The 25,238-nt window shown below is 72.2% G+C and carries 17 protein-coding genes; 7 read left to right on the top strand and 10 right to left on the bottom strand.

The annotated features are described in order from the left end of the window. Positions 1–81 precede the first annotated feature (81 nt). The 3 genes from ACFWRT_RS34015 to ACFWRT_RS34005 all read left to right on the top strand — a co-directional run bounded on the left by ACFWRT_RS34015 (position 82) and on the right by ACFWRT_RS34005 (position 3,977). Positions 82–1,335, top strand: a complete 1,254-nt coding sequence (locus ACFWRT_RS34015) for a glycoside hydrolase family 26 protein (protein WP_380952362.1) — start codon at positions 82–84, stop codon at positions 1,333–1,335. A gap of 91 nt (positions 1,336–1,426) precedes the next feature. After that, positions 1,427–2,158, top strand: coding sequence for a nitroreductase family protein (locus ACFWRT_RS34010; RefSeq protein ID WP_380952361.1), 732 nt, complete (start codon positions 1,427–1,429; stop codon positions 2,156–2,158). 262 nt (positions 2,159–2,420) lie between these two features. Beyond that, positions 2,421–3,977 carry a peptidoglycan-binding protein gene (locus tag ACFWRT_RS34005; RefSeq protein WP_380952360.1) on the top strand — a complete coding sequence of 519 codons (1,557 nt, stop codon included), beginning with the start codon at positions 2,421–2,423 and terminating at the stop codon, positions 3,975–3,977. A gap of 79 nt (positions 3,978–4,056) precedes the next feature. Here the strand turns inward: ACFWRT_RS34005 and ACFWRT_RS34000 are convergent, their stop codons facing one another. The 6 genes from ACFWRT_RS34000 to ACFWRT_RS33975 all read right to left on the bottom strand — a co-directional run bounded on the left by ACFWRT_RS34000 (position 4,057) and on the right by ACFWRT_RS33975 (position 14,857). Continuing rightward, positions 4,057–7,806: a S8 family peptidase gene (locus ACFWRT_RS34000; protein WP_380952359.1), complete on the bottom strand. Its 3,750-nt coding sequence runs from the start codon at positions 7,804–7,806 to the stop codon at positions 4,057–4,059. Between the two features lie 95 nt (positions 7,807–7,901). Then, positions 7,902–9,044, bottom strand: a complete 1,143-nt coding sequence (locus tag ACFWRT_RS33995; RefSeq protein ID WP_380952358.1) for an XdhC family protein — start codon at positions 9,042–9,044, stop codon at positions 7,902–7,904. 41 nt (positions 9,045–9,085) lie between these two features. Beyond that, the gene (locus ACFWRT_RS33990; protein WP_380952357.1) at positions 9,086–10,543 is read right to left on the bottom strand and encodes an NCS2 family permease; all 1,458 of its coding nucleotides are present in this window, start codon (positions 10,541–10,543) and stop codon (positions 9,086–9,088) included. A gap of 374 nt (positions 10,544–10,917) precedes the next feature. Then, positions 10,918–13,368, bottom strand: a complete 2,451-nt coding sequence (locus ACFWRT_RS33985; RefSeq protein WP_380952356.1) for a xanthine dehydrogenase family protein molybdopterin-binding subunit — start codon at positions 13,366–13,368, stop codon at positions 10,918–10,920. Beyond that, positions 13,365–13,964: a (2Fe-2S)-binding protein gene (locus tag ACFWRT_RS33980; RefSeq protein WP_380952355.1), complete on the bottom strand. Its 600-nt coding sequence runs from the start codon at positions 13,962–13,964 to the stop codon at positions 13,365–13,367. The genes ACFWRT_RS33985 and ACFWRT_RS33980 overlap by 4 nt, the downstream gene beginning before the upstream one ends. Before the next feature lie 2 nt (positions 13,965–13,966). Further along, positions 13,967–14,857 (bottom strand): FAD binding domain-containing protein, encoded by an 891-nt coding sequence (locus ACFWRT_RS33975; protein ID WP_380952354.1) that lies wholly within the window; start codon positions 14,855–14,857, stop codon positions 13,967–13,969. A gap of 317 nt (positions 14,858–15,174) precedes the next feature. Here ACFWRT_RS33975 and ACFWRT_RS33970 point away from each other — a divergent pair, with 317 nt between their 5' ends. Next, on the top strand, positions 15,175–17,019 hold the full coding sequence (locus ACFWRT_RS33970) for a PucR family transcriptional regulator (RefSeq protein ID WP_380952353.1): 1,845 nt from the start codon (positions 15,175–15,177) through the stop codon (positions 17,017–17,019). A 162-nt stretch (positions 17,020–17,181) separates the two neighbouring features. Beyond that, positions 17,182–17,964, top strand: a complete 783-nt coding sequence (locus ACFWRT_RS33965; RefSeq protein ID WP_380952352.1) for a hypothetical protein — start codon at positions 17,182–17,184, stop codon at positions 17,962–17,964. Positions 17,965–17,986: 22 nt separating this feature from the next. Here the strand turns inward: ACFWRT_RS33965 and ACFWRT_RS33960 are convergent, their stop codons facing one another. Further along, positions 17,987–18,793 (bottom strand): GntR family transcriptional regulator, encoded by an 807-nt coding sequence (locus ACFWRT_RS33960; RefSeq protein ID WP_380952351.1) that lies wholly within the window; start codon positions 18,791–18,793, stop codon positions 17,987–17,989. A gap of 146 nt (positions 18,794–18,939) precedes the next feature. Between ACFWRT_RS33960 and ACFWRT_RS33955 the strand changes: the two genes are divergently transcribed. Together ACFWRT_RS33955 and ACFWRT_RS33950 are read left to right on the top strand one after the other, a co-directional pair. Further along, positions 18,940–19,788 carry a (2Fe-2S)-binding protein gene (locus ACFWRT_RS33955; RefSeq protein WP_380952350.1) on the top strand — a complete coding sequence of 283 codons (849 nt, stop codon included), beginning with the start codon at positions 18,940–18,942 and terminating at the stop codon, positions 19,786–19,788. Positions 19,789–19,991: 203 nt separating this feature from the next. Continuing rightward, positions 19,992–21,098: a DUF2637 domain-containing protein gene (locus tag ACFWRT_RS33950; protein WP_380952349.1), complete on the top strand. Its 1,107-nt coding sequence runs from the start codon at positions 19,992–19,994 to the stop codon at positions 21,096–21,098. 51 nt (positions 21,099–21,149) lie between these two features. On the opposite strand, the gene ACFWRT_RS33945 is transcribed toward ACFWRT_RS33950, so the two are convergent. From ACFWRT_RS33945 to ACFWRT_RS33935, 3 genes are all read right to left on the bottom strand, one after another. Next, positions 21,150–21,524: an ATP-binding protein gene (locus ACFWRT_RS33945; protein WP_326707627.1), complete on the bottom strand. Its 375-nt coding sequence runs from the start codon at positions 21,522–21,524 to the stop codon at positions 21,150–21,152. Positions 21,525–21,833: 309 nt separating this feature from the next. Beyond that, entirely contained in the window at positions 21,834–23,576 is a 1,743-nt protein-coding gene (locus tag ACFWRT_RS33940; protein WP_380952348.1) for a pyruvate dehydrogenase, read from the bottom strand. Between the two features lie 117 nt (positions 23,577–23,693). Continuing rightward, positions 23,694–25,172, bottom strand: a complete 1,479-nt coding sequence (locus ACFWRT_RS33935; protein ID WP_380952347.1) for a protein phosphatase 2C domain-containing protein — start codon at positions 25,170–25,172, stop codon at positions 23,694–23,696. Positions 25,173–25,238: the final 66 nt, after the last annotated feature.

Below are 25,238 nucleotides of genomic sequence, written 5' to 3'. Positions count from 1 at the left end.
CTCCCGGCACGGGCCGCCGGACGGCCCTCCCCCCGTACGGCGGCCCCGCATCCCCCCTCGCACCCTCCCCAGGAGGCCCCTGTGTTCACCAAGCGCTCCAACCGCCGCATCCGAGCCGCCCTCTCCACCCTCACCGTGGCCCTCACCGCAGCACTGCTCCTGACGACCCCCGCGACCGCGACCACCACCACTCCCCCGGCAGCCACCGCCGCCGCCGCAACAGCAGCCCCCGAACTCCTCCTCGGCCAGTCCACCAAGGGCGCCCTGGACGACTTCTCCACCTTCGCCACCGGCGCCGACGGCGGCTCCGTCTACTACGAGCTCCGCAAGGGCGACTGGGTCGGCCCGGCCCACCGCGCCTTCGCCGAGCAGGTGGCCGCGCAGGGCGGGACCGTACAGGTGGGCATCAGTTGGAAGGACAACCCGCCCGGCTTCAACGGCGGCGACGAGTCGGTCAAGGCGGCCCGGTCCCGCGCGGTCACCGCGGAGATCGCGGCAGGCGGCCACACCGCCTCGCTGGACCGGCTGGTGGCCTTCGCCAACGCCTACCCGAGGGCCACGTTCACGCTGCGGCTGGACTACGAGGTCAGCGGCTTCTACCACTGCACCGACGCGAGCTGCTCCTCGTACAAGGGGGCGTTCAACCGGCTGGCCGGCTACCTCGACAGCCGCTCCGTGCCCCGCAACCTCCAGTTCGTCTTCCACCCGGTGCGGGGCGAGTTCGAGTCGATGTATCCGGGGGACGCGGCGGTGGACTGGATGGGTGTCTCCGTCTTCGCCCATGAGCTGTGCCTGCCGATCCACGACCGCGGCTACCTCTACAACGGCACCCCGCCGCAGAACTACGACATCGGGACGAGCCGGTGCCGCGACGCCTACATCGGCACCGACGCCCACGGCAACCCGGCCGCCGTGTGGCGCACCTTCGACCATGACGCCAACGTGCTCAAGCTGGTCAAGTTCGCCCGCGACCACGGCAAACCGGTCGTGCTCGCCGAGGCGGGCATGATGAACTTCACTGCCGACAACGGCTCCACGCACGGGCTGGAGGAGCAGCGCGGCGACCAGTGGGTGAAGCGGCTGTTCTCGCTGATGAACTACCGCGGCCCGATCCCCAACCTGCCGGGCGAGCACGATCTGCGCGGGGTGATCAGGTCCGTCGTCTACATCAACCTGGACTTCCGGTACGGCTGGGACGGCATCGACGACGGCAGCTTCGACTTCGCCCCCGACACCACCTGGTTCGTCGACGGCAGGCTGTCCCGCTACACCGCCGCCAAGGCGTCGTTCTGCCGGGGCCTCGCCGACAACGGCTTCACGGCCCGCTGCCGCTGACACCGCACGGTGACGACGCGCCCAGGGCCGGACGCTCTCGGCCCTGGGCGGAGGGAGCCCGAGGGGAGGGGCCTGTCTAGACTGCGCGACCATGACCATGGAAACGGTTCACCCCGACGCGTCCGCCCTCGGCGGCCCCGCTCTCTTCGACACCATGTCCACCATGCGCGCCATGCGCCGCCTCAAGCCGGACGCCGTACCGGACGAGACGATCGATCAGCTCATACAGGCCGCCGTGTGGGGACCCAGCGGCGGCAACATGCAGTGTTACGAGTACGTCGTGGTGACCGACCGTGAGGTGATGGCCCGGCTCGCGCCGCTGTGGAAGCGGTGCGTGGACTCCTACCTCGCGACGACCGGGAAGTACGCGCCCGAGGGCATGGACGAGGCGGCGTACGGGCGGATGGTGGCGGCGATCGAGTACCAGCGCGACCACTTCGCCGACACGCCCGCGCTGATCATTCCGTGCTACCGCTTCCCGGCGCCGCGGCTCGACGAGGAGGGCCTCATCGCCTCCGCGCAGGCGCTCGGCCCGGAGGCGAGCGAGCGGATGATGTCCTCTCAGACCCGCTTCCAGGCGCTGGCGGAGGGTTCCTGCGTCTACCCCGGCGTCCAGAACCTGCTGCTCGCGGCCCGGGGACTCGGCCTCGCGGCGAACATCACCATCTGGCACCTGTTCCTGGAGCAGGAGTGGAAGCAGGAGCTCGGCATCCCGGAGGACATGGCGACGTTCGCCGCCGTTCCGGTGGGGTGGCCGCAGGGCAACTTCGGACCGGTCCGGCGCCGCCCGGTGGCGGACGTCATCCACCGGAACCGCTGGTAGCGAGGGCGGGGCCGATCGGCCCATCGCACCCCCTGTCGGGTGATACCCCCCGTCACCCGACAGGCCCTAATTGCCCCTCAACTCCCTTACATTTACGGCCAGTTGTGCGACACGCCATGACGCGGCCGTCATTGTCATGCCCTTCTCACCTCGCTAGCCTGGGTGCGCTCGCAGCCCCTTGCGTCCTTCACCCCGGACCGGGGGCTTCTCTCTTCTCCTCCCGCGGATTTCCCCACAGATTCCCCACAGAGCAGGAGCACCCATGCCCAGAAGTCCCGTCGCCGCCCGCACCCGGGCCGGCGCGTCCGTGCTGGCGGCCCTCACGGTCACCGCGCTGGTCGCCACCGGCCGGCCGGCGACCGCCGCCCCCGCCCCGCCCACCGCCGAACCGCTGAACCGCGCCTTCGACCGGGCGGCCCGGGAGTACGGCGTACCGCGCGATCTGCTGGCCGCCGTCGGCTACGGCGAGAGCCGCCTCGACGGCCACGCGGGCAAGCCCAGCCAGGCGAACGGCTACGGGGTGATGCACCTGGCCAGCAACCCCGACAACCGCTCGCTGGAGAAGGCCGCGGCCCTGACCGGCGAACCGGCCGACCGGCTGCGCCGGGACACCGCGGCCAACATCCTCGGCGGCGCCGCCGTCCTGCGCGACCACGCCGACCGCCTCGGCCTGGACCGTACGGAGCGGCGGGACGTGAACGCCTGGTACCCGGCGGTCGCCGGGTACAGCGAGGCGGAGGGCCCGGCGGCGGCGCTCTACGCGGACACCGTGTTCACCTTCCTCGCCCAGGGCCTGACCGCGACGGCGCCCGGCGGCGAGAAGGTCCGGGTACCCTCCCGCCCGGTCGCCCCGGAGAAGGACGAGGTCTCCGCCGCCGGGGTCTACGCGCAGAGCCCCGACTACCCCTCGGCACTCTGGGTCCCCGCCTCCTCCCAGAACTACGCCACCGGCCGGACCGCGGCCATCAACAAGGTGGTCGTCCACGTCACGCAGGGCTCGTACGCCGGTTCCATCAGCTGGTTCCAGAACCCCGCGTCCCAGGTCAGCGCCCACTACGTGATCCGCTCATCGGACGGCGAGATCACCCAGACGGTCCGCGACGCCAACACCGCCTGGCACGCCCGCAGCGCCAACTCCTCGTCCATCGGTCTGGAGCACGAGGGGTGGGTCGACAACCCGGCCTGGTTCACCGACGCGATGTACCGCTCATCCGCCGCCCTGACCTCGCACCTCGCCGCGCGGTACGGCATCCCGAAGAACCGGACGCACATCGTCGGCCACAGCGAGGTCCCCGGCAACGACCACACCGACCCCGGGGTGCACTGGGACTGGAACTACTACATGCAGCTCGTCGGGGGCGGCTCCGGCACCCCCGGTGACAGCCTGACCTTCCCCTCGTACGCGGTCCAGCAGTCGGGCTCGTCGGGCCCACAGGTGAAGGCCGTCCAGCAGTTGCTCAACGCCCAGGGGTACGCGGCGGGCACCGCGGACGGCCTCTTCGGCCCCACCACCAAGAGCGCCACCCAGGCGTTCCAACGCGCCCGCTCCCTCACCGCCGACGGCGCGGTAGGCCCGAAGACCTGGACGGCCCTGCTCTCCGCCGGCACCACCCCCGCCCTCGCCCGCGGCGGCTCCGGCGACGCGGTGAAGCGCCTCCAGCGCTCCCTGACGGCGGCACTCGGCACCACGGTGAACGCCGACGGCAGCTTCGGCCCGACGACGGAGAGCGCGGTCCGCACCTACCAGACCAGCCGCGGCCTCAGCGTGGACGGCAAGGTGGGCCCGGCCACGTGGGGGGCGTTGCAGGCGGGGCGCTGAGCCGCATCGCCTACGGCTCTACGCGCGTGGTCCCGCACCTCCCGAGGTGCGGGACCACGTCTCGGCCGGTCAGGTCACGTCAGCGCTTCAGGCCGAAGGCCCTGATGATCTCCTGGTCCACGACGAGACCGCCGGGGCCCTTTGCGTGGGCCTTGAGCGAGACCGAGGTCGCGCCCTTGGCGGGGGTGCGGAACGTGGCGGTCCAGCGGCCCGACGCCTCTCTGCGCAGGTCCACCTTCGTCCAGTGCCGGCCGTCGTCGTAGCTCACCGACAGCGAGGCCTTGTCGGCCCTCACCGCGCCCGGCAGCCACTCCTGGGTGCCGGAGGAGAGGCCGATCTCGGTGCGGCGGCCGGAGCGGACGTCGCCGGCCAGGTCGGTGTCGACGGCGTAGTCGAGCTGGAGCAGCGGGATGTCGGCCTGGTACGGGCCGTCCGGGTCGAGCGCGCCTGAGACGAAGCCCCACTCGGTGTGTGTACGCGTGGAGGTCTTCCAGGTCTTCGCGTCCCGGGAAGAGTCGATGACCAGGCGGTACGGGAGCTTCTGCGGCGACAGGTCCCAGGCGTGGCCCGCCCTGCCCGCGCCCTTCTTGATCAACGTGTCGCCCTGGTGGAAGGCGTACGAGGTGGTGTCGTACTCGTCCTCGGGCATCGAGCCGGAGTGGCCCTCGCCCGCGTCCGTCCACGGGGTGATGTTGAACTGCACGTCGTTCGCGGCCGTGCGGAACGGGCCCCAGTAGCCGGTGCCCAGGCGCGGGCGGCTGACCGGGGCGAACCACTCGGCCCGGTAGTCCTTGCCCGGCCGGTAGTCCAGTTGGGCGCTGCGCATCTCGTGGGCCCGGTCGGACTGTTCGGCGTTGAGGACCGAGTGGTTCTCGTACCAGAAGGAGTCGCCGGGGAGGGGGTTGACCCATTCGGTGCGGGTGCCGGGGAACTTCTCGTACTCCTCGAAGCCGAGGCCGGGACCGTAGTCCGGGATGTCGTAGCGGTAGCCCGCCCCGATCACGGCCCGGTGGCCGTAGAAGGTGCTGGTCACCTTCGCCAGGTCACGGGTGGAGGGGGTGAAGGCCAGGGAACGGTCCGGGATGGTGCCGTCGTGGCGGTCGACCAGGTCGTAGACGTAGGACGCGAACTTCTTCTGGTCGACGGTCACCTTCCTGCCGCGCTGGGCGGCCCGGATCAGGGTGTCGCCCGCGAGCCGCTGGACCGAGGCGACCGGGATCGTGGACTCGTCGCCGTACGGCACGTAGGACTCCATGGCGCGGCCCCGGCCGTCGTGGACGACGAGCAGCGCCTTGGCTCCGGCGGCCACGGCGGCGGCCAGCCGGTCGGCGGGGGCGACCGTGTCGCTGCGGGTGACGACCACGGCCTTGCCCCGCGCGTTCAGGCCCTGGTAATCGGCGGCCGCGCCCTGGCCCGCGTACACAGCGGTCAGCCGCTGCTCGCTGTCCTCGGCGACGACCGAGCCGCTCTGGACGGTGACCGGGACGTCGTGGCCGTCGGCGGTGACGTCGATCAGCTCCTGGCCCTGGCGCCAGCGGGTGAGGAAGCTGAAGCTGCCCTCCTTGACCTTCTTGGTCGGGCTTGCCCACAACTGGTCGTAGGTGAGCGGGATTTGGTACGCGTCGCGCTGGACCGTGCCGTCCGGAGCCGTGCGCGCCATGTCGTAGCGGAGCTGGCGGGTCTCGGTCTCCTTCGGGGTGCGCACGCTCACCTTGCGGGCCTTGGAGGCGTCGAGAGTGACCGTGGCGGACTCGGTGAGGATCGTTTCCGGAGCCGCGAGGAAGGCGACGGCCTGGGAGTCCGGGCGGTCGCCGTCGATGTCGACGGAGGCCCAGGCGGTGTAGTTGCCGGGCGGCAGGCGCAGGGTGGTGTCCCCGGTGACCTGGACGAGGCCGAGTTGCGGGTCGCCCAGTTCGGCGAGGACGACCACGCCGTCCATCGGCTCGCCCGCGCGGTCGCGGAGCTTCAGCGTCAGGTCGTGCAGCTCCTTCTCCTTGGTGAGCGCGAAGCCGGTGTGCGCGACGGTGGTGCCCGACGCGTCGGTGGCGGTGACCTGGCCGGAGAACGTGGTGTCGTTCGCGACCTTCGCCGGGTCCAGGGAGAGGGCTGCCTCGGCCGTGGAGCCTGCCGGGACCGTCAGCGTGGAGGTGGACAGCGTGTAGGCCGCCTCCTCGGTGTCCGTGGCCAGGTCGAGGGTGATGTCCGTATCACCCGTGTTGCGGTAGGTGATCGTGCGTTCGGCGACCGGGTCGGAGGGGCTGTGCGGCCAGTCGTACGAGGCGACCTGGACCGAGCCCGTGGCCTCGACCGTCGTGTCGATCGCCGCCTTCACATCGAGCCGGCCCACGCCTTGCTCGTACGGGGTGTACGCGTCGAGCTTCGTGGAGGAGGTCATCAGCGCGTCCTTGATGCGCTGACCGGTCCAGTCGGGGTGACGCTGCTTCAGAATGGCTGCCGCGCCCGCGACATGGGGCGTCGCCATTGAGGTACCGGACATCGAGCGGTACGGCCCTTCGGCGCCCGGAACGGACTGTGACGCGGCCGCGTTGATGTCGACGCCGGGGGCCGAAAGGTCCGGCTTCAGGCCGTGCGAGCGGACCAGCGGGCCCATGGAGGAGAAGCTCGCGCGGGCGTCCTCCTTGTCGACGGCGGCGATGGTGAGCGCCTTCTCCGCCGAGCCGGGCGAGCCGATCGTGCCCGCCCCGTACGCGTTGCCCGCGGCGATCACGAAGAGCGGACCGCCGTCCGCCGAGAGGGAGTCGACCGCCTGGGACATCGGGTCGCCGCCGTCGTCCGGCACCGGGGAGCCCAGGCTCATGGAGACGACGTCGGCCCCTTCGGCCGTCGCCCACTCCATGGCCTCGATGATCCCGGAGTCCGCGCCGGACCCCTCGTCGCTGAGCACCTTGCCGACGAGCAGGCCGGCCGCCGGGGCGACCCCCTTGTTGGCGCCGTCGGACGCGGCGCCCGAACCGGCGATGGTGGAGGCGACATGCGTACCGTGGCCGTTGCGGTCCTCCACCTCCTCGCCGGGGATGAAGCTGCGGGAGCCGACGATCCGGTCCTTGACGTCCGGGTGGCCGGCGTCGATACCGGTGTCCAGGACGGCGACCTTGGTGCCCTTCCCGTCGAACCCGGCGGCCCACGCCCGCGGGGCGTTGACCTGCGGCACCGAATCGGCCAGCAGGGCCTCGGAGCGGCCGTCCAGCCAGAGTTTCGCGATCCCGCTGTCGAGCGAACGGGCCCCAGTTGTACGGGTGATGGCGTCCCAGAACGTCCGCGCGTCGCCCTTGTCCGCCTGGAGCGCGGCACCCTGGATCGAGGTGAGGGCACGGGTCTTCTTCGCGCCGCGCGGGGCGGCGGGCAGCGCCCTCCCCTTCGCGGCCGGGTAGGTCGCGATCAGCGGGACGGAACCGGTGCCCTCGTCGTCGTACCCCATCCGCACCAGGGCCGAGACGTTGAAGAGCCGCCGGTCCAGCCTGCCCGCCGCGAGGAGTGCGGTGGCCTCGTCGGGCAGGACGTGGATGTCACCGCCCGCCTGCTGGACCCGGACCCCGCCGCTCGCCCCGTCGGGGCGGTCCACGGTGACGGTGTCCTGGTCGCCGGGCCCGTCCACGTACCGGACGACATCCCCGGTGATGAGGGTGACCGTGCGTATCTCGGAGCGCGGGGCGTCGGTGCGGGTGGCCGCGGGGGCCGCCCCTGCGGTGCCCGCGAAGGGGACCAGCAGGCCGCCCAGGAGCGCGGCCGAGGTGGCCAGGAGGAGGGCCCGGCGTCCTGGGCGCGCGCATCTCGCCCGGCCGGGAACGGAGGAGGGGGAAGAAGTCATGCAGCTGATCTACCGGTTGACCCGGGGTGTCCGCTGCGTTCGGCGTGGGCGGGAAACCGCCGTGGCGGCTAACCGCCCTGCGTGGACCAGGTGTTTCAGGCCACCGAGGCGAGCGGTTGTCCGCTGCTGTCGTGGTGGATGGGGGTATGGGCCCCGGTGAGCGGCACACCGCTGCCGCCGCGCCGGACCGCGACGATCTCGGCGGCGATGGAGAGGGCCGTCTCCTCCGGCGTACGGGCTCCGAGGTCGAGGCCGATCGGCGAGTGGAGGCGGGCCAGTTCGCGGTCGGTGAGGCCGACCTCGCGCAGCCGGTCGTTGCGGTCCAGGTGCGTGCGGCGCGAACCCATCGCGCCGACGTAGGCGACCGGGAGGCGCAGGGCGGCCTCCAGCAGCGGGATGTCGAACTTGGCGTCGTGGGTGAGGACGCAGAGCACCGTACGGGCGTCGGTGGCGGTCTCCGCGAGGTAGCGGTGCGGCCAGTCGACGACGATCTCGTCGGCCTCGGGGAAGCGGGCGGCGGTGGCGAAGACGGGTCGGGCGTCGCAGACGGTGACCCGGTAGCCGAGGAACTTCCCGGCGCGCACGAGGGCGGCCGCGAAGTCGATCGCGCCGAACACGATCATGCGGGGCGGCGGCACGCTGGACTCGACCAGGAGCTGGATCGGCCGGCCGCAGCGGGAGCCCTCCGCGCCGATGGCGAGCGGGCCGGTGCGGCCCGCGTCCAGCAGGGCCCGGGTCTCGGCCGCGGCGGTCCGGTCCAGCGCCGGGTGGCCGCCGAGCCCGCCCTCGTGACTCCCGTCGGGCCGGACCAGGAGCGGGAGGCCGAGCAGCTCCTCGGGACCCTCCGTGACGCGGGCCAGGGCGGCCGCCGCCCCCTCGGCGGCGGCCGCGAGCGCCGCGGCGAACACCGGGCGGGCGGGATCGTCCACCCGTACCGGTGTGACCAGGATGTCGATGACGCCACCGCAGGTCAGGCCGACCGCGAAGGCGTCCTCGTCGCTGTAGCCGAAGCGCTCGCGGACGGATCGACCGTCCTGGAGGGCCTGTTGGCACAGTTCGTACACCGCGCCCTCCACACATCCGCCGGAGACCGAGCCGATGGCCGTTCCGTCGGCGTCGACGGCGAGGGCGGCACCCGGCTGCCGGGGCGCGCTGCCGCCGACCGCCACCACGGTGGCGACGGCGAACGCGCGTCCCTGCGAGACCCACCGGTGAAGCTCTTCGGCGATGTCCAGCATGGCGACTCTCCTTAGGTGAGGGAGGGGTTGGTGGGCCGGCGTCAGTGGACGCCGAGCCAGCTCTCGATCGGGTTGAGGGCGAAGAAGACGATGAAGATCACCGTCAGCCCCCACATGAAGGCCCCGACCTCACGGGCCCGGCCCTGGGCGAGCTTGATGGCGGAGTACGCGATGACACCCGCGGCGACACCGGTGGTGATGGTGTACGTGAAGGGCATCAGGACCACGGTCAGGAAGACCGGGATGGCGACGGAACGGTCGCTCCAGTCCACGTGCCGGGCGTTCTGCATCATCATCGCGCCGATGACGACGAGGGCGGCCGAGGCCACCTCGGTCGGCACGATCGCGGTGAGCGGGGTGAAGAAGAGGCAGGCGGCGAAGAAGAGGCCGGTGACGGCGGAGGCCAGCCCGGTCCGGGCCCCCTCGCCGACTCCGGTGGCCGATTCGACGAAGACCGTCTGGCCGGAGCCGGAGGCGACACCGCCGATGACACCGCCGGCGCCGTCGATGAACAGCGCCTTGGACAGGCCCGGCATACGGCCCTTGTCGTCGGCGAGCTTGGCCTCGGTGCCGACGCCGATGATGGTGGCCATCGCGTCGAAGAAGCCGGCCAGCACCAGGGTGAAGACGATCATGCCGACGGTCATCACACCGACGTCGCCCCAGCCGCCGAACTCGACGTTGCCGAAGAGCGAGAAGTCGGGGGTGGAGACCGCGCTGCCCTCCAGGGCGGGCGGGCCGCTGCTCCACGCCTTCGCGGGGATGTCGACGATCGCGTTGATGACCAGCGCCACCAGCGTGCCGACGATGATGCCGATCAGGATCGCGCCGGGGATGTTGCGCGCCTGGAGCATGAAGATCAGGAGCAGGGTCACGCAGAAGATCAGGACGGGCCAGCCGGCGAGTTCACCGGCCGGGCCGAGGGAGACGGGGGTCGCCGCGCCCTGGTGGACGAAGCCGGCCTTGTAGAGGCCGATGAGGGCGATGAAGAGCCCGATGCCCATGGTGATGCCGTGCTTGAGCGCGAGCGGGATCGCGTTCATGATCATCTCGCGGAGGCCGGTGACCACCAGGAGGCAGATCACCACACCGTAGATCACACACATGCCCATGGCCTGCGGCCAGGTCATGTTCGGCGCGACCTGCGAGGCGAGCACGCCGGAGACGCTGAGTCCGGCGGCGAGCGCCAGGGGCACCTTGCCGACGAAGCCCATGAGCAGGGTCGTCGCCGCCGCCGCGAAAGCGGTCGCGGTGATCAGGCCCGGCTGGCTGAGGAGGTTGCCGTTGACGTCCTCCCCGCCGAGGATCAGCGGGTTGAGCAGCAGGATGTACGCCATGGCCATGAAGGTCGTGACGCCGCCGCGCACCTCGCGCGCGACCGTGGAGCCTCGTTCGGATATGTGGAAGTACCGGTCGAGCCATGATCTTCCGGCGGGGACGCGCGAGGCGGGGCCCGCGGCCTCCGCGCTGGTCTTCGGTTCCACTGACTGCTGGGTCATGATGCCTGACTCCCAAGGTTCACAGGGGCACCCGCTTGGAGATTCCTGAATGCGGGATTTGGGATGACTGCGTCGGCTGCACGACCCGGGGACGGCCGGGACGAACTGTTGAAGCAGATACGGATGTGCCGGAGGCACGCGTTGATCCGTGAGGCGCTGCCGTGCGCCGGCGTGCGCTGCCGTTCTGTGACGGCGTGCGCTGCTGTTGGTGCCGGCACACGGCGAAGAACCGCGAGCGGTGCGGTGCTTGGTGTCTCCGGGCGGTGCGGGATGCGGAAAAGTGTGACGTTCTCGGCTCAGCACACCGCCCGGAGAGTTCGGGGGGGGGACCGCTCGGAGGCGGCGGGGCCGGGGATCACCCGGTCCCGCCTCTCTCAGGTACCGGTGAGGTGCTCGGGGCGTACCGGGGTCCTGTTGAGCTCCAGGCCCGTCGCGTTCCGGATCGCCGCGAGGACGGCCGGGGTGGACGACAGGGTGGGGGCCTCGCCGATGCCGCGCAGCCCGTACGGGGCGTTCTCGTCGGCGAGTTCGAGCACGTCGACGGGGATGGTCGGCGTGTCGAGGATGGTGGGGAGGAGGTAGTCCGTGAAGGAGGGGTTGCGCACCTTCGCGGTCTTCGGGTCGACGATGATCTCCTCCATCACGGCGACGCCCATGCCCTGGAGGGTGCCGCCCTGGATCTGGCCGAGCACCGAGAGCGGGTTGAGCGCCTTGCCGACGTCCTGGGCGCAGGCCAGTTCGATGACCTTGACCAGGCCGAGCTCGGTGTCGACCTCGACGACCGCGCGGTGCGCTGCGAAGGAGTACTGGACGTGGCCGTTGCCCTGTCCGGTGCGCAGGTCGAACGCCTCGGTGGGCCGGTGGCGCCACTCCAGCTCGATGTCGATCGCCTCGTCCTCCAGGACCTCGGCCACATCGGCCAGCACCTCGCCGCCGTCGGTGACGACCTTGCCGCCCTCCAGGAGGAGTTCGGCGGTGGCCCAGGCCGGGTGGTAGGTGCCGAACTTGGTGCGGCCGAGCTCCAGGACCTTCTCCCGTACGGCTTCGCAGGAGTTCTTGACCGCGCCGCCGGTGACGTACGTCTGGCGGGAGGCCGAGGTGGATCCGGCGGAGCCGACGCGGGTGTCGGCGGGGTGGATGGTGACCTGGTTGACCCCGAGTTCGGTACGGGCGATCTGGGCGTGGACCGTGACGCCGCCCTGGCCGACCTCGGCCATCGCGGTGTGGACGGTGGCGACCGCCTCACCGTTGATGACCTCCATCCGCACGCGGGCGGTGGAGTAGTCGTCGAAGCCCTCGGAGAAGCCGACGTTCTTCAGGCCGACCGCGTAGCCGATGCCGCGCACGACACCTTCGCCGTGGGTGGTGTTGGAGAGTCCGCCGGGCAGTGCGCGCACGTCGATGGAGGTGCCCTCGCTGCCCGCCGCCAGCCACTGCTGCTCGGGCGGCAGCGGCCGGGACTTGACCCGGCGCAGCAGCTCGGCCACCGGGGCCGGCGAGTCGCAGGGCTGGCCGGTGGGCAGCAGGGTGCCCTGTTCCATGGCGTTGAGCTGCCGGAACTCGACCGGGTCCATGTCCAGCTTCGCGGCGAGCTTGTCCATCTGCGCCTCGTAGGCGAAGCACGCCTGGACCGCGCCGAAGCCGCGCATCGCGCCGCAGGGCGGGTTGTTGGTGTAGAGCGCGACCGCCTCGATGTCGACGTCCTCGATGACGTACGGGCCGACCGAGAGCGAGGAGGCGTTGCCGACGACCGCCGGGGAGGCGGAGGCGTAGGCGCCGCCGTCCAGGACGATGCGGCACTTCATGTGCGTGAGCTTGCCGTCCTTGGTGGCGCCGTGCTCGTAGTGGAGCTTGGCCGGGTGCCGGTGGACGTGGCCGAAGAAGGACTCGAACCGGTTGTAGACGATCTTGACGGGCTTGCCGGTGCGGAGCGCCAGCAGGCAGGCGTGGATCTGCATCGAGATGTCCTCGCGGCCGCCGAAGGCCCCGCCGACGCCGGAGAGCGTCATGCGGACCTTGTCCTCGGGCAGGCCGAGGACGGGGGCGATCTGGCCGAGGTCCGAGTGCAGCCACTGGGTGGCGACGTACAGCTCGACGCCGCCGTCCTCGGACGGGACCGCGAGACCGGACTCGGGGCCGAGGAAGGCCTGGTCCTGCATGCCGAAGGTGTACTCGCCGGTGACGATGACGTCGGCCCGCTTGGCGGCCTCGTCGGCGTCGCCGCGGATGATCGGCTGGCGGTGCACGATGTTGGGGTGCGGGACATGGCCGATGTGGTGGTCGTCGCGCCCCTCGTGCACGAGCACGGCGTCGGGCGCGGTCGCCGAGGCCTCGTCCGTGATGAGCGGCAGCTCGCGGTACTCGATCTTGATCTTGGCGGCGGCGCGGCGCGCGGTCTCCGGGTGGTCGGCGGCGACGATGGCGACCGGCTCACCGTGGTGGCGGACCTTGCCGTGAGCGAGAACGGGCGTGTCCTGGATCTCCAGGCCGTAGTTCTTCATCTCGGCCGGGAGGTCGTCGTACGTCAGCACCGCGTAGACGCCGGAGGTCGCCAGCGCCTCCGAGGTGTCGATGGAGACGATCTCGGCGTGCGCGACGGTGGAGCGCAGCGTCTGGCCCCACAGCATGTCCTCGTGCCACATGTCGGAGGAGTACGCGAACTCGCCGGTGACCTTGAGGGTGCCGTCGGGGCGGAGCGTGGACTCGCCGATGCCGCCCTTGGTGGGGGAACCCTGGGTGATCTTGGTGGGCGTTCCGGCCGGTACGGTCCGGGCCTGGGGCACCGTGGCCTCGGGGCGCGTGGTGGCTTCGGGGTGCGTCGTCATGACTGGACCGCCTCTTCCTGGCGGGCGGCCGCGAGGCGCACCGCGTCGAGGATCTTCTCGTAACCCGTGCAGCGGCACAGGTTGCCGGAGAGCGCCTCGCGGATGTCCTGGTCGGACGGGGAGGGGGTGTTCTCCAGCAGTTCGTCGGCGGCGACCAGCAGGCCGGGGGTGCAGAAGCCGCACTGGACGGCTCCGGCGTCGATGAACGCCTGCTGGATCGGGGAGAGCTCGACGGCCTCGCCGGTCTGGCTGTCGGTCGGCTTGGACTGCCAGCGCTTGGCGGCGTCCAGCGTGGTGCCGCAGGCGCCGGAGGCGCAGCCGCCACCGGGGTGGGCGTCCTCGCGGTGCTTGGCGTAGTCGGCCAGCCCCTCGACGGTGACGACCTCGCGGCCCTCGACCTGGCCGGCGGCGACGAGGCAGGAACAGACCGGGACGCCGTCCAGGCGGACCGTGCAGGACCCGCACTCACCCTGCTCGCAGGCGTTCTTGGAACCGGGCAGCCCCATACGCTCACGCAGCACGTAAAGAAGGGACTCGCCCTCCCACACGTCGTCGGCTTCCTGCGGACGGCCGTTGACCGTGAAATTGACTCGCATGGTTACGCAGCTCCTTCCAGCGTGCGGCCCGCGCCGCGGTACTGCTCCCAGGTCCAGCCGAGCGTGCGGCGGGCCATGATGCCGACCGCGTGCCTGCGGTACTTCGCCGTGCCCCGTACGTCGTCGATCGGGTTGCAGGCGCCCGAGGCGAGGGCGGCGAACTGCTTGGCGATGGCGGGGGTGATGATCTTGCCGCTCTCCCAGAACCCGCCCTCTTCGAGTGCGGCGTTCAGGAAGGCCTCGGCCTCCTTGGCCCGGACGGGCGTCGGGGCGGCGGAGCCGATGCCGGTGCGCACGGTGCGGGTCTCGGGGTGCAGGGCGAGGCCGAAGGCGCAGACGGCGATGACCATCGCGTTGCGGGTGCCGACCTTGGAGTACTGCTGGGGCCCGTCGGCCTTCCTGATGTGCACGGCGCGGATCAGCTCGTCCGGCGCCAGGGCGTTGCGCTTGACGCCTGTGTAGAAAGCGTCGATGGGAATCAGCCGCGTTCCGCGTACGGATTCGGCCTCCACCTCGGCCCCCGCGGCGAGCAGCGCCGGGTGGGCGTCACCGGCGGGCGACGCGGTGCCCAGGTTGCCTCCGACACCGCCGCGGTTGCGGATCTGCGGGGAGGCGACGGTGTGCGAGGCGAGCGCCAGGCCCGGCAGCTCGGTGCGCAGGTGATCCATGATGGCGCTGTACGGCACCGAGGCGCCGAGCCGTACGCTCTCCTGGCCCACCTCCCACTCGGTCAGCTCATCGATGCGGTTCAGGTCCAGGAGGTACTCGGGCCGCCGGTGGTCGAAGTTGATCTCGACCATCACATCCGTGCCGCCCGCGATGGGCACAGCCGTGGGGTGCTCGGCCTTGGCGGCGAGCGCCTCCTCCCAGCTGGCGGGGCGAAGGAAGTCCATGAGTGGCTCTCTTCTTCTCAATCGGGTCGTACACCGGGGCTGGGGACGGCCGGCCCTCGTCTGCCTCGTGTGGCTCGTTCATGTGGTGTTCATGTGGTGTGTGGCCCAGTACACAAGCCAGGACCCGGTGGGTGCAGTCACCGAAACACTGAAGGAGTTGGCTGGTCTCCGTCCTCGTCTTGTAGATTCGAACGAATGGCGGGTATCAGTAACCTCGCCGCAATTCACAGGTACCCGTTCACCCCTGTGGTCCCCCACCCCTTCCCCCCTTCCTTCACCCACCTGCTCACCCCTACGGAAAGATCGGCGGCGACGAGATGCGGCTGCGCGCACTGCTGGAGACCGATGCGCTGGGCCTGCGGCTGCTCGGCGGCGACGACGAGCTGGACCGCACGGTCCGGGGCGTCATGACGACCGACCTGCGTGACCCCAGCCGCTACCTCTCCGGCGGCGAGCTGGTGCTGACGGGGCTCGCCTGGCGCCGGGACGCGAGCGACTCCGAGCCGTTCGTCCGGATCCTGGCGGGCGCCGGGGTGGCCGGGCTCGCGGCGGGCGAGGCGGAGCTCGGCGACATCCCCGCCGACCTGGTGGAAGCGTGCGTCCAGCACCGCCTGCCGCTCTTCGCCGTGAACGAGACCGTGGCGTTCGCAACGATCACCGAACACGTCGTACGCCAGGTCTCCGGCGAGCGGGCGGGCGACCTGGCGGCCGTGGTGGACCGGCACCGCCGGCTGATGACCTCGGGCCCGGCGGGCGGCGGCCCCGAGGTGGTCCTGGACCTCCTCACCTCCGACCTGGACCTGCGGGCCTGGGTCCTGTCCCCCACCGGCCGCCAGATCGCCGGGGCGGGCGCCCCGCTGCCCGGTCCGCTGGGCGCGGCGCTGGCCGGGCACCACCTGGCGGCGACCCGCACCGGGCGCCGGGGGCCCTACCGGGCGGCCGTCGCCGGTTCGACGTATTCGCTCTTCCCGATCCGCAACGCCGGCCGGGGCGCGGTCCCGGCCGCCCGGGACGTCCGGGAGTCGGTGCTCTCCGACTGGCTGCTCGCCGTGGAGGCGGACGCCTCGGACTGGCCCGCCGCCCGGCTCGACCTGCTCCAGGGCGTCACCCAGCTGATCGCGGTGGAGCGTGACCGCCGTGACGCGGCCCGTACGGTACGCCGCCGGCTCGCCCAGGAGGTCCTGGAGCTGGTCCAGGCGGGCGCGGCTCCCGCCGAGATCGCCGCCCGGCTCCGGGTCGCCGCCCCGGTCCTCCTGCCGGGCCTGGGGGCGGCCCCGCAGTGGCAGGTCGTGGTGGCCCGGGTCGACTGGACCGCCCCGGGCACGGCGGGAGGGGCGGGCGTCCCGGGCGACATCGCGGGCGGCCCGGTCGCCCAGGCCCTGCTGGAGGAGATCCTCGTCGACCCGGCGGTCAGCGGCCCCGACTCCGCCGACCGCATCGCCGTCGCCCATACGGGCGAGGAGGCCATCGCCCTCGTACCGCTCCCGGCCGTGCCCGCCTCCCTCCCTGAGACGGCAGGCGGCCCCACCGACAACGCCGCCAACGCCGACGACCACGACCCCGACCACGCCGCCAACGCGGCCGGCACCGCCGAGGCGCCGGAGACCGGGAAAGGGCCGGAGGCCGGCAAGGCGTCACCGACCGACGAAGCCCCGGCCCAGGACCCCGCGCTGCACGCCGACGCGCTGCTCGCCTCCGTACGCGAACCGCTCTCGGCGGGCCTCGCCGACGACGGGCGGCTGACACTGGGTGTCAGCGCGGCCGTGCACTCGGCCGAAGGGCTGCGCGGCGCGCTGGAGGAGGCCCGGCACGCCCGCCGGGTGGCGGCGGCCCGGCCGGGCCGGGTGTGCGCGGCCGGCCATCACGAGCTGGCCTCGCACGTGCTGCTGCTGCCGTTCGTCCCCGACGACGTCCGCCGCGCCTTCACCGCCCGGCTGCTGGACCCGCTGCGCGACTACGACCGGCGCCACCGCGCGGAGCTGATCGAGACGCTGGAGGCCTTCCTGGACTGCGACGGCTCCTGGACCCGCTGCGCGGCCCGGCTGCACCTCCACGTCAACACCCTGCGCTACCGCGTCGGGCGGATCGAGCAGTTGACGGGCCGTGACCTCTCGCGCCTGGAGGACAAGCTCGACTTCTTCCTCGCCCTGCGCATGAGCTGACCCGTGCGCCCCACCGGGCGCCGGTGAGCTCTCTCCGTTTGTGAATTCCTTCACCTGACATCAGTCGGACCCCTTGGCCCGGCGTGCCATTCCGTGCTGAGATTCGGCGGTACTCAACAGCACAATGGCGCGCTCGGGGAGGGCAATGTGGCGGATACCGCCATGTCTGGTTCCGGAACGACAGCAGATGACGATCCGCCGCTCCAGACAGCGGTATGGCGGCTGCGGTCCCGCGCCTGCTGGGCGGATGCCGCCGCCCTGCTGGAGCCGCACGCGGCGGGCGACCCGGCGGCGGCGATCCAGCGCACCGCCCTGCTGACCGAGCGCTGTCTCTACACCGGAGAGGGCTGGACCGACGCCGAGGACGCCCTGCGCTCGGCGGAGGCGCTGGCCCGCACCGACGACGAGCGCGGCGGGGCCGCCTGCGAGCGGGGCCATCTGGCCTACGCCTCGACCCTGCTGGGCGTACGGGACCGGGCGGACGAGGCGAGCGTGGCGCTGAGCAGGGCGGCGGCGCTGCTGGCGCCCACAGCCCCCGGACGGCCGCTGCTGGACTTCCGGCGCGGACTGATCGCCCAGTACATCGCGGACTCCCCGCAGTCGGCGCGGGCGGCGTACCGCCGGGCGCACGCCGGGGCGGCCGCGCGCGGCGACGAGCTGCTGCTCTCCTTCACCTGGCGCCACCTCGCCTCCCTGGCGCTCCAGGAGGGTGAACTGGCCGAGGCGCGGCACGGTTTCGCGGAGTCGCTGCGGATCCGCGAGGAGCTGGGCTACCTGGTCGGTACGGCCCCGGCGCTGATCTCCCTGGCGGAGGCGGAGCCCGAGCCGGAGGCGGCCCGGCTGCGTGCGGAGGCGGGGCGGCTGTTCCGGCTGCTCGGCGGGGTGCCGACGTGGCTGGCGCCGCACATCGGCGTCCCGGGGCCGCGGCCGGCGGCGGCCACCTGAGGACTTCTCCCCGCGCGGGCGGTCAGCCGTCCGCGCCGGTGAAGTGTTCCCGTACGAGGGCCTGGACGACGGCCAGGTCCTGCGCGATCAGCGCGTCGAGCAGCGCGGTGTGCTCGGCGGCGTCCGCCAGCAGGTCGGCCCGGCGGGTGGCGGGACCGGCGACCAGCGGCCACTGCGAACGGCGGTGCAGCTCGTCGGCGATCGTGACCAGTTGCTCGTTGCCCGCCAGGGTGAGGACCGCGCGGTGGAAGGCCCGGTCGCACTCGGCGTAGCTCGCCCGGTCGCCCACCGCCGCCGCCGTGACCGTCGCGTCGGCCAGCGGGCGCAGCGCGCACCACCGTTCCGCCGGGACGGTGCGGGCCAGCCGGAGCATCACCGGTACCTCGATCAGGGCCCGTACCTCGGCCAGCTCCGCCAGCTCACGGGGCCCGCGCTCGCTGACCCGGAAGCCGCGGTTCGGCACCACCTCGACGGCGCCCTCGGTGGCCAGTTGCTGCATCGCCTCGCGCACCGGGGTCGCGGAGACCCCGAAACGGGCGCCGAGCACGGGGGCGGAGTAGACCTGGCCGGGGGTCAGCTCGCCGTCGACGAGCGCGGCGCGCAGGGCCGCCAGGATCTGGCCCCGGACGGAGTGACGGATCACACGCGGGGCGGGCGGCTCGCTGTGGGTGTGCTCACCACGGGCACGGTCCACGCCGCCGGCCCGGTCCGCGTCCTGCGGACGGCCCACGCACATCTGTTCGGGTACCCGGCCGGTCGCCGGGGTGCCCGCGTGCGCGCCGGGTCCGTACGGCGGCCGTACGCCCCCTCGCGCGCTGCTCTGCTCCACCCGGGCCTCCTAGGGGCGTCCTGCGGGCCGGGTCGCGTGCGCCCGGCCCCCCGTGCACGATAGAGCCAGGAGGCTGCAGTTCAAACATCGATCGCATCGGGTAAGGTAAGCCTTACCTCAAACGATCCCGATTCGGCGGTCCCTGAATGACGCTCACCCCGCTGCTCGCCGGCGCCGCGACGTCCCCCGTGACGGCCGCGTACGCACGCCTGACCGAGGTCTTCCCCGGGCTGCGCGCCGAGGTGCTCGACGAGGGCGCGCCGGCCCCCTCGGGCGCCGGCTGGGTCGGCGCGGCCGAGCTGGCCGCCGGCGGGCCGGCCGTGGACGCCTTCCTGGCCTGGGACGACGCCCAGGTGCTCCGGGACTACGGACAGCAGGCCCGCCCCGACGTGGTGGCCAGCTTCGGCCTCCACCGGTACGCCTGGCCCGCCTGCCTGCTGGTGACCGTGCCCTGGTTCCTGCACCGCCGGGTGCCGCGCGTCCCCGTCGAGGACGTCGCCTTCCAGCGGGCGCTGGGACACCTCACCGTGCGGGTCCGCGCGTTCGCCTGCCTGCCGGACGACCCGGCCGCGTCCCTGCCCGGCGCCCGGGTGGTCCCGGACGAGGCGGCGCTGCGGGCCGAGGTGCTGGCGGCCCTCACCGAACACCTGGAGCCGGTGCTGACGGGGTTCGGGCCGCGCATGCGGCGAGGGAAGCGGGCGCTGTGGGGGATGGCGACGGACGAGATCGTCGAGGGCCTCTGGTACATCGCGCATCTGCTCGGCGAGGAGCGCCGCGCCATGGCCGAGCTGGAGCTGCTGCTCCCCGGCACCACGAAGCCCTACGTCGGCAGCGCGGGCTTCCGCGAGCTGACCGGGCCCGAGGGGCAGCCGCTGCCGACCCGGGACCGGGCGAGCTGCTGCCTCTTCTACACCCTGCGCCCCGAGGACACCTGTGTGACCTGCCCGCGCACCTGTGACGCGGACCGGGTCCGGAAGCTCGCCACCGCTTCCTGATCCGCCCGGCATCCACACCGCCCGTCCGGATGACGTGGAATCGAACGCAACTCGGCTTCCCCACCTGTCAGTTCGAGAAGATTCCACCCATCGATAAGCTCTCCCACCCCCATGGCGTGCTCTTGTCCCGAAACCCCCGGAGCGGGACGGGAATTCCGTCACGATGGCGCACGAAACGCCCTACGTGACGCAAGGGACCGCGCATGAGACTGACCGACATATCGCTTGACTGGCTGCTTCCGGGCGCCGTGCTGCTCGTGGGAGTCATGGCGGCGGTGACGGTGGTCGCACGCGGCAAGCGTGCCGCCGGCAAGGCCGCGGCCGACGACTCCTGGGAACGCAGCGAGGAGCGCCGCCGGCGCAAGGAAGCGCTGTACGCCACCGCCAGTTACGTCCTGCTGTTCTGCTGCGCGGCCGTCGCCGCCGCGCTCTCCTTCCACGGGCTCGTCGGCTTCGGCCGGCAGAACCTGAGTCTGAGCGGCGGCTGGGAGTACCTGGTGCCGTTCGGACTGGACGGTGCCGCGATGTTCTGTTCCGTGCTGGCCGTACGGGAGGCGAGCCACGGAGACGCGGCGCTCGGCTCCCGGCTGCTGGTGTGGACGTTCGCCGGGGCCGCCGCCTGGTTCAACTGGGTGCATGCCCCGCGGGGCATGGACCACGCGGGTGCTCCGCACTTCTTCGCGGGGATGTCCCTCTCGGCCGCGGTGCTCTTCGACCGCGCCCTGAAGCAGACCCGCCGGGCCGCGCTGCGCGAACAGGGCCTGGTGCCCCGTCCGTTGCCGCAGATCCGCATCGTCCGCTGGCTGCGGGCGCCTCGGGAGACCTTCGGCGCCTGGTCGCTGATGCTCCTCGAAGGCGTACGCACGCTGGACGAGGCGGTCGACGAGGTGCGGGAGGACCGCAAGGAGCAGGAGCAGGACCGGATCCGCCGCAGAGAGCAGGCGAAGCTGGACCGGGCCCGCATCAAGGCCCTGAACCGGCAGAACCGGGCCTGGGGGCGCGGCCGCCTCGGCCACCAGGTGGACGTCCAGGCCCTCGCCCCGGCCTCGGGAGGCACGGCGCCGCCCGTCGCGGAGCCCGCCATAGCGGAGCCGGGTCAGCTGCCTCTGCGACCCCGGCCATCCCTGCAAGCCGTCGGCCCGAAGCAGCCGGCGGACGGTTCGAGCTCGAAGAGCCTTGGCCCTTCGAACCCGGGAAGTGACGCACGGACGGTCGACCTCACCGCTGAGGACGACACCCAGGCACTCCCCCGGCTCGACTCGCTGGAACAGAAACTGAAGGACCTGGAGCAGCAGTACACGGGGGCATGACCCGTGCGTACGGCGGTGAGAGGCCTGAACAGCCTTACCGAAAAGGGCCGTTCAGGCGCTCTCACCGCGCAGCTCGAACCAGACCACCTTCCCCAGGGCCCGCGCCTCGACCCCCCACGCGTCGGCCAGACTCCGCACCAGGATCAGCCCCCTGCCGTGCGTACCGTCGTCGGCGTTCGGTACGTACGGCGCGGGCAGGTCCGCCTCGAAGTCCTGCACCTCCACCCGGAGCGCCGCGGGGGTCGCCGTCGCGGTGACCACCGCCCCGTGCCGGGTGTGGATCAGCGCGTTGGTCACCAGCTCGCTCAGCAGCAGCTCCGCCGCCTCCACCTGTTCGGGTCCGGAGCGGTGGCGCAGGAACTCCCGCAGCTCGCGCCGGACCTCCCCCACCGCCGACCGTTCCGTATGGCCGACCCTGCGGTGCATCCGGGCCGGCTGCTGCGGCGCCCCGCCCGGTCTGCGCCCCTGCGGGCCGCGCCCCTCGCCGGCCTGAGACCTCTTCTGACGCTTCACCGTTTCCCCCGCCCGCACAGCGATCGGACCTCCTTCGTCCCGGCCGTCCGTCGAACGGCCTCACGGGATGCATGCCCCTGTACGCACACGGTCACGCTTACCGGGCCCGACGGGAAGGGCACCGGCGGAGGCAGCGGGGGGCGCACGAGGATACGTCGTCCCGTGCACACCTTCAGGGGCGCTCCGGGCAGCGCCGGGGGCGCACCAGGAGCGGTGAGGATGTCAAGGGCGGGGCACGTTACGGAGGTTGGAGCGGGCCATCTGGAGCATCCGGCCCACGCCGCCGTCCAGCACCACCTTGCTCGCCGACAGCGCGAAGCCGGTGACCATGTCGGCCTTGATCTTCGGCGGGATGGAGAGCGCGTTGGGGTCGGTCACCACGTCGACGAGCGCGGGGCCCTTGTGCTTGAAGGCGTCCTTCAGCGCACTCTCCAACTGCTTGGGCTTCTCGACCCGGACCCCGTACGCCCCGCAGGCGCGGGCCACGGCGGCGAAGTCGGGGTTCTTGTTGGTGGTGCCGTAGGCGGGCAGCCCGCCGACCATCATCTCCAACTCCACCATGCCGAGCGAGGAGTTGTTGAACAGCACCACCTTCACCGGCAGGTCGTACTGGACCAGGGTGAGGAAGTCGCCCATCAGCATGGAGAATCCGCCGTCCCCCGACATCGCGACGACCTGCCGGTTACGGTCCGTGAACTGCGCGCCGATCGCCTGCGGCAGCGCGTTGGCCATCGAGCCGTGGCTGAACGAACCGATCACCCGCCGCTTGCCGTTGGGGGTCAGATAGCGAGCGGCCCAGACGTTGTTCATGCCGGTGTCTACGGTGAACACGGCATCCTCGTCCGCCATGTCGTCGAGGACGGAGGCGACGTACTCGGGATGGATCGGCGTGTGCTTCTCGACCTTGCGGGTGTACGCCTTGACGACCCCCTCCAGCGCGTCGGCGTGCTTCTTCAGCATCCGGTCGAGGAACTTGCGGTCGCTCTTGGGCTTCACCCGGGGCGTCAGACAGCGCAGCGTCTCGCGCACATCACCCCACACCGCGAGGTCCAGCTTGGAGCGCCGGCCGAGACGTTCGGGCCGCACGTCGACCTGGACGATCTTCACGTCGTCCGGGAGGAACGCGTTGTACGGGAAGTCCGTGCCGAGCAGGATCAGCAGATCGCACTCGTGGGTCGCCTCGTAGGCGGCGCCGTAGCCGAGCAGCCCGCTCATGCCGACGTCGTACGGGTTGTCGTACTGGATCCACTCCTTGCCGCGCAGCGCGTGGCCGACCGGGGACTTCACCTTCTCCGCGAACTCCATCACCTCGGCGTGCGCGCCCGCAGTGCCGCTGCCGCAGAACAGCGTCACCCGTTTGGCCTCGTCCACCATCCGGCAGAGCTTGTCGATCTCCTCGTCGCCGGGCCGGACGGTCGGCCGCGAGGTGACCAGGGCGTGCTCGGCGGTCTTCTCCGGCGCGGCCTTGGAGGCGATGTCGCCCGGCATGGTCACGACGCTGACGCCGCCCTGCCCGATGGCGTGCTGGATCGCGGTCTGGAGGAGGCGCGGCATCTGCTCCGGGTTGGAGATCATCTCGTTGTAGTGGCTGCACTCCTGGAAGAGCAGCTCCGGATGGGTCTCCTGGAAGTAGCCGAGCCCGATCTCGCTGGAGGGGATGTGCGAGGCGAGGGCGAGGACCGGGGCCATCGAGCGGTGCGCGTCGTACAGGCCGTTGATGAGGTGCAGGTTGCCCGGCCCGCAGGAGCCGGCGCAGGCCGCCAGGTTCCCGGTGATCTGGGCCTCGGCGCCGGCCGCGAAGGCGGCGGTCTCCTCGTGCCGGACATGGATCCAGTCGATGGCCGAGTTACGCCGAATGGCGTCCACGACGGGGTTCAGGCTGTCGCCGACGACGCCGTACAGGCGCTTGACGCCCGCCCTGGCGAGGATGTCGACGAACTGCTCCGCCACGTTCTGCTTGGCCATGGGTGCGCACCCTTCCCTTGCCCGTGCTCCGTGCACTGTCGGTTGTCCGGACTCCGGAGGCCGAAACGTCGGCCTGACGTGCGGCCTCCGGAGTCCATCAACCCATGGCGTGCGCGGTTACGCCTCCCAGACGGCCGCGCACGTGCGGTCGTCCGCGTACCCCTTGATCCGGAGCTGGGTGTCGGCGAGGAAGGCGGGCAGTCCGGGCGGCCCCGGCGGCCCCCAGCGCTCGGCGAGCTCGTCGGGAAGCTCGGGTTCGTCGCGCATCGGCTCGGCGAACCCGTTGCTGCACAGCAGCAGCGTGTCGCCCGGGCGGGCCACGGAGGCCCGGAACCGGAAGAGTTCGGCGGGCGGCGGGGCGGGGCCGTCGCTGTACGGGGACGGGGGCGTGGTGATCTGGAGGTCCATGGTCAGCCGGTCACCGTCCGGCCCCTCCTCGCTCACGCCGCCGGCGCCGGAGGAGGAGGCGGACTGCTCCGGAATCACCGGCTCCAGATCCTGCCAGAGCCCGTCACGGAGCCGGAAGAGGCCACCGCTGCCGACGCCGAAGAAGACCCGGGTACGGCAGTCGGGGTCGGCGGAGAGCAGCAGACAGCGCAGGCTGGTGGTGTACTCCCCCGGTTCCATACCGAGTTCGGCGGCCCGCGCGCGGAGCTTGCCGTACGTCCGGTCGGTGAGCCGGTGCAGCCCGGACTTCAGGTCGGCCCGGCGGCCCGCCCTTATGTCCTCGGAGAGCCGGGCGTGGCTGCGGGCCACCGCCCCGCCGATCCAGCGGCAGGCGTCGGCCGCCGCGAGATGCGCCCCCTCGCCGCCCCGTACGCCCCCGGCCACGGCGACGAGCACGAGGGCGCTCTCGGCCGCCCCGAACCGGGCGGTGAGCAGCGCGTCCCGCCGGGGCTCGCCCCGGAACCGCGCGGAGTCGCCCCGCACGGAGGCGGCCCGCAGGGTGTACGTCCCGTACCGGGCGCCGTCCAGCACGGTGTCGGGGACCAGGGCGTCCAGGTTCTCCGAGGTGGCGGCGGGCAGGGCGGCTGGCTCGGCGTCGTAGGTGGGCGGCCGGTCCCCCAGGTGGTCGACGAAGGGCCGGGGCCCGCCGCCGCCATCGGCCGGGGCGTCGCTCGCGGCCCAGTCCGGGGGGAGTTCGTGCGGGGCGACGGGGTCGGGCGTGGTGGGTCCGGCGGCCACCGGCTCGGGCGGCGGCTCGGGCTCGGGCGGTTTCGGCACGGCGAAGGTGCGGGGGCCGGGCGGTCCGGCGGGGGCTTCCCAGGGAGCGGGGAAGACGGTGTTACGGGGGCCGGGGACGGCGGCCTGAGTGGCGACCGGGACCGGCTTCGGCTCCGGCGCCGGCTCTGAATCCTCGGACGGTGGCGCCTGCTCGCGGTAGGGGTCCCAGGCCGTGCGGGGATCCGGTCTCACCTCCGGCAACGGCTCCAACTCCGTCTCCACCGCCTCGCTCACCGTGTCCGACACGGAGTCGAAGCGGTCGTCGAGGCTGTCGGGCGCGCTGCTCGGACCGGTGTCCGGCGCGGTCTCGTCGTACAGCTTCCGCCACCAGTCGTCCTCATGGGCGGCGGGCTTCTCCCCCTGCTGACTCATGCCCTTATTGTCCACCGCGAAGGCCGCCCGAAAACGGGACATCAGGAAAAAGTGGCTCGCACCTGA

This window comes from Streptomyces cyaneofuscatus (assembly GCF_042718795.1).
Taxonomy (GTDB): Bacteria; Actinomycetota; Actinomycetes; order Streptomycetales; family Streptomycetaceae; genus Streptomyces; species Streptomyces cyaneofuscatus_A.
This window is presented reverse-complemented; position numbering and strand designations above follow the sequence as displayed.

Bases quoted from the DNA above. Each gene is read 5' to 3' on its own strand.
- ACFWRT_RS33985 (WP_380952356.1), bottom strand. From the start codon at position 13,368: ATGACGACGCACCCCGAAGCCACCACGCGCCCCGAGGCCACGGTGCCC.
- ACFWRT_RS33945 (WP_326707627.1), bottom strand. From the start codon at position 21,524: ATGCACCGCAGGGTCGGCCATACGGAACGGTCGGCGGTGGGGGAGGTC.
- ACFWRT_RS33980 (WP_380952355.1), bottom strand. From the start codon at position 13,964: ATGCGAGTCAATTTCACGGTCAACGGCCGTCCGCAGGAAGCCGACGAC.
- ACFWRT_RS33990 (WP_380952357.1), bottom strand. From the start codon at position 10,543: ATGACCCAGCAGTCAGTGGAACCGAAGACCAGCGCGGAGGCCGCGGGC.
- ACFWRT_RS33970 (WP_380952353.1), top strand. From the start codon at position 15,175: ATGCGGCTGCGCGCACTGCTGGAGACCGATGCGCTGGGCCTGCGGCTG.
- ACFWRT_RS33955 (WP_380952350.1), top strand. From the start codon at position 18,940: ATGACGCTCACCCCGCTGCTCGCCGGCGCCGCGACGTCCCCCGTGACG.
- ACFWRT_RS33995 (WP_380952358.1), bottom strand. From the start codon at position 9,044: ATGCTGGACATCGCCGAAGAGCTTCACCGGTGGGTCTCGCAGGGACGC.
- ACFWRT_RS33940 (WP_380952348.1), bottom strand. From the start codon at position 23,576: ATGGCCAAGCAGAACGTGGCGGAGCAGTTCGTCGACATCCTCGCCAGG.
- ACFWRT_RS33975 (WP_380952354.1), bottom strand. From the start codon at position 14,857: ATGGACTTCCTTCGCCCCGCCAGCTGGGAGGAGGCGCTCGCCGCCAAG.
- ACFWRT_RS33935 (WP_380952347.1), bottom strand. From the start codon at position 25,172: ATGAGTCAGCAGGGGGAGAAGCCCGCCGCCCATGAGGACGACTGGTGG.
- ACFWRT_RS33965 (WP_380952352.1), top strand. From the start codon at position 17,182: ATGTCTGGTTCCGGAACGACAGCAGATGACGATCCGCCGCTCCAGACA.
- ACFWRT_RS34005 (WP_380952360.1), top strand. From the start codon at position 2,421: ATGCCCAGAAGTCCCGTCGCCGCCCGCACCCGGGCCGGCGCGTCCGTG.
- ACFWRT_RS34010 (WP_380952361.1), top strand. From the start codon at position 1,427: ATGACCATGGAAACGGTTCACCCCGACGCGTCCGCCCTCGGCGGCCCC.
- ACFWRT_RS33950 (WP_380952349.1), top strand. From the start codon at position 19,992: ATGAGACTGACCGACATATCGCTTGACTGGCTGCTTCCGGGCGCCGTG.
- ACFWRT_RS34000 (WP_380952359.1), bottom strand. From the start codon at position 7,806: ATGACTTCTTCCCCCTCCTCCGTTCCCGGCCGGGCGAGATGCGCGCGC.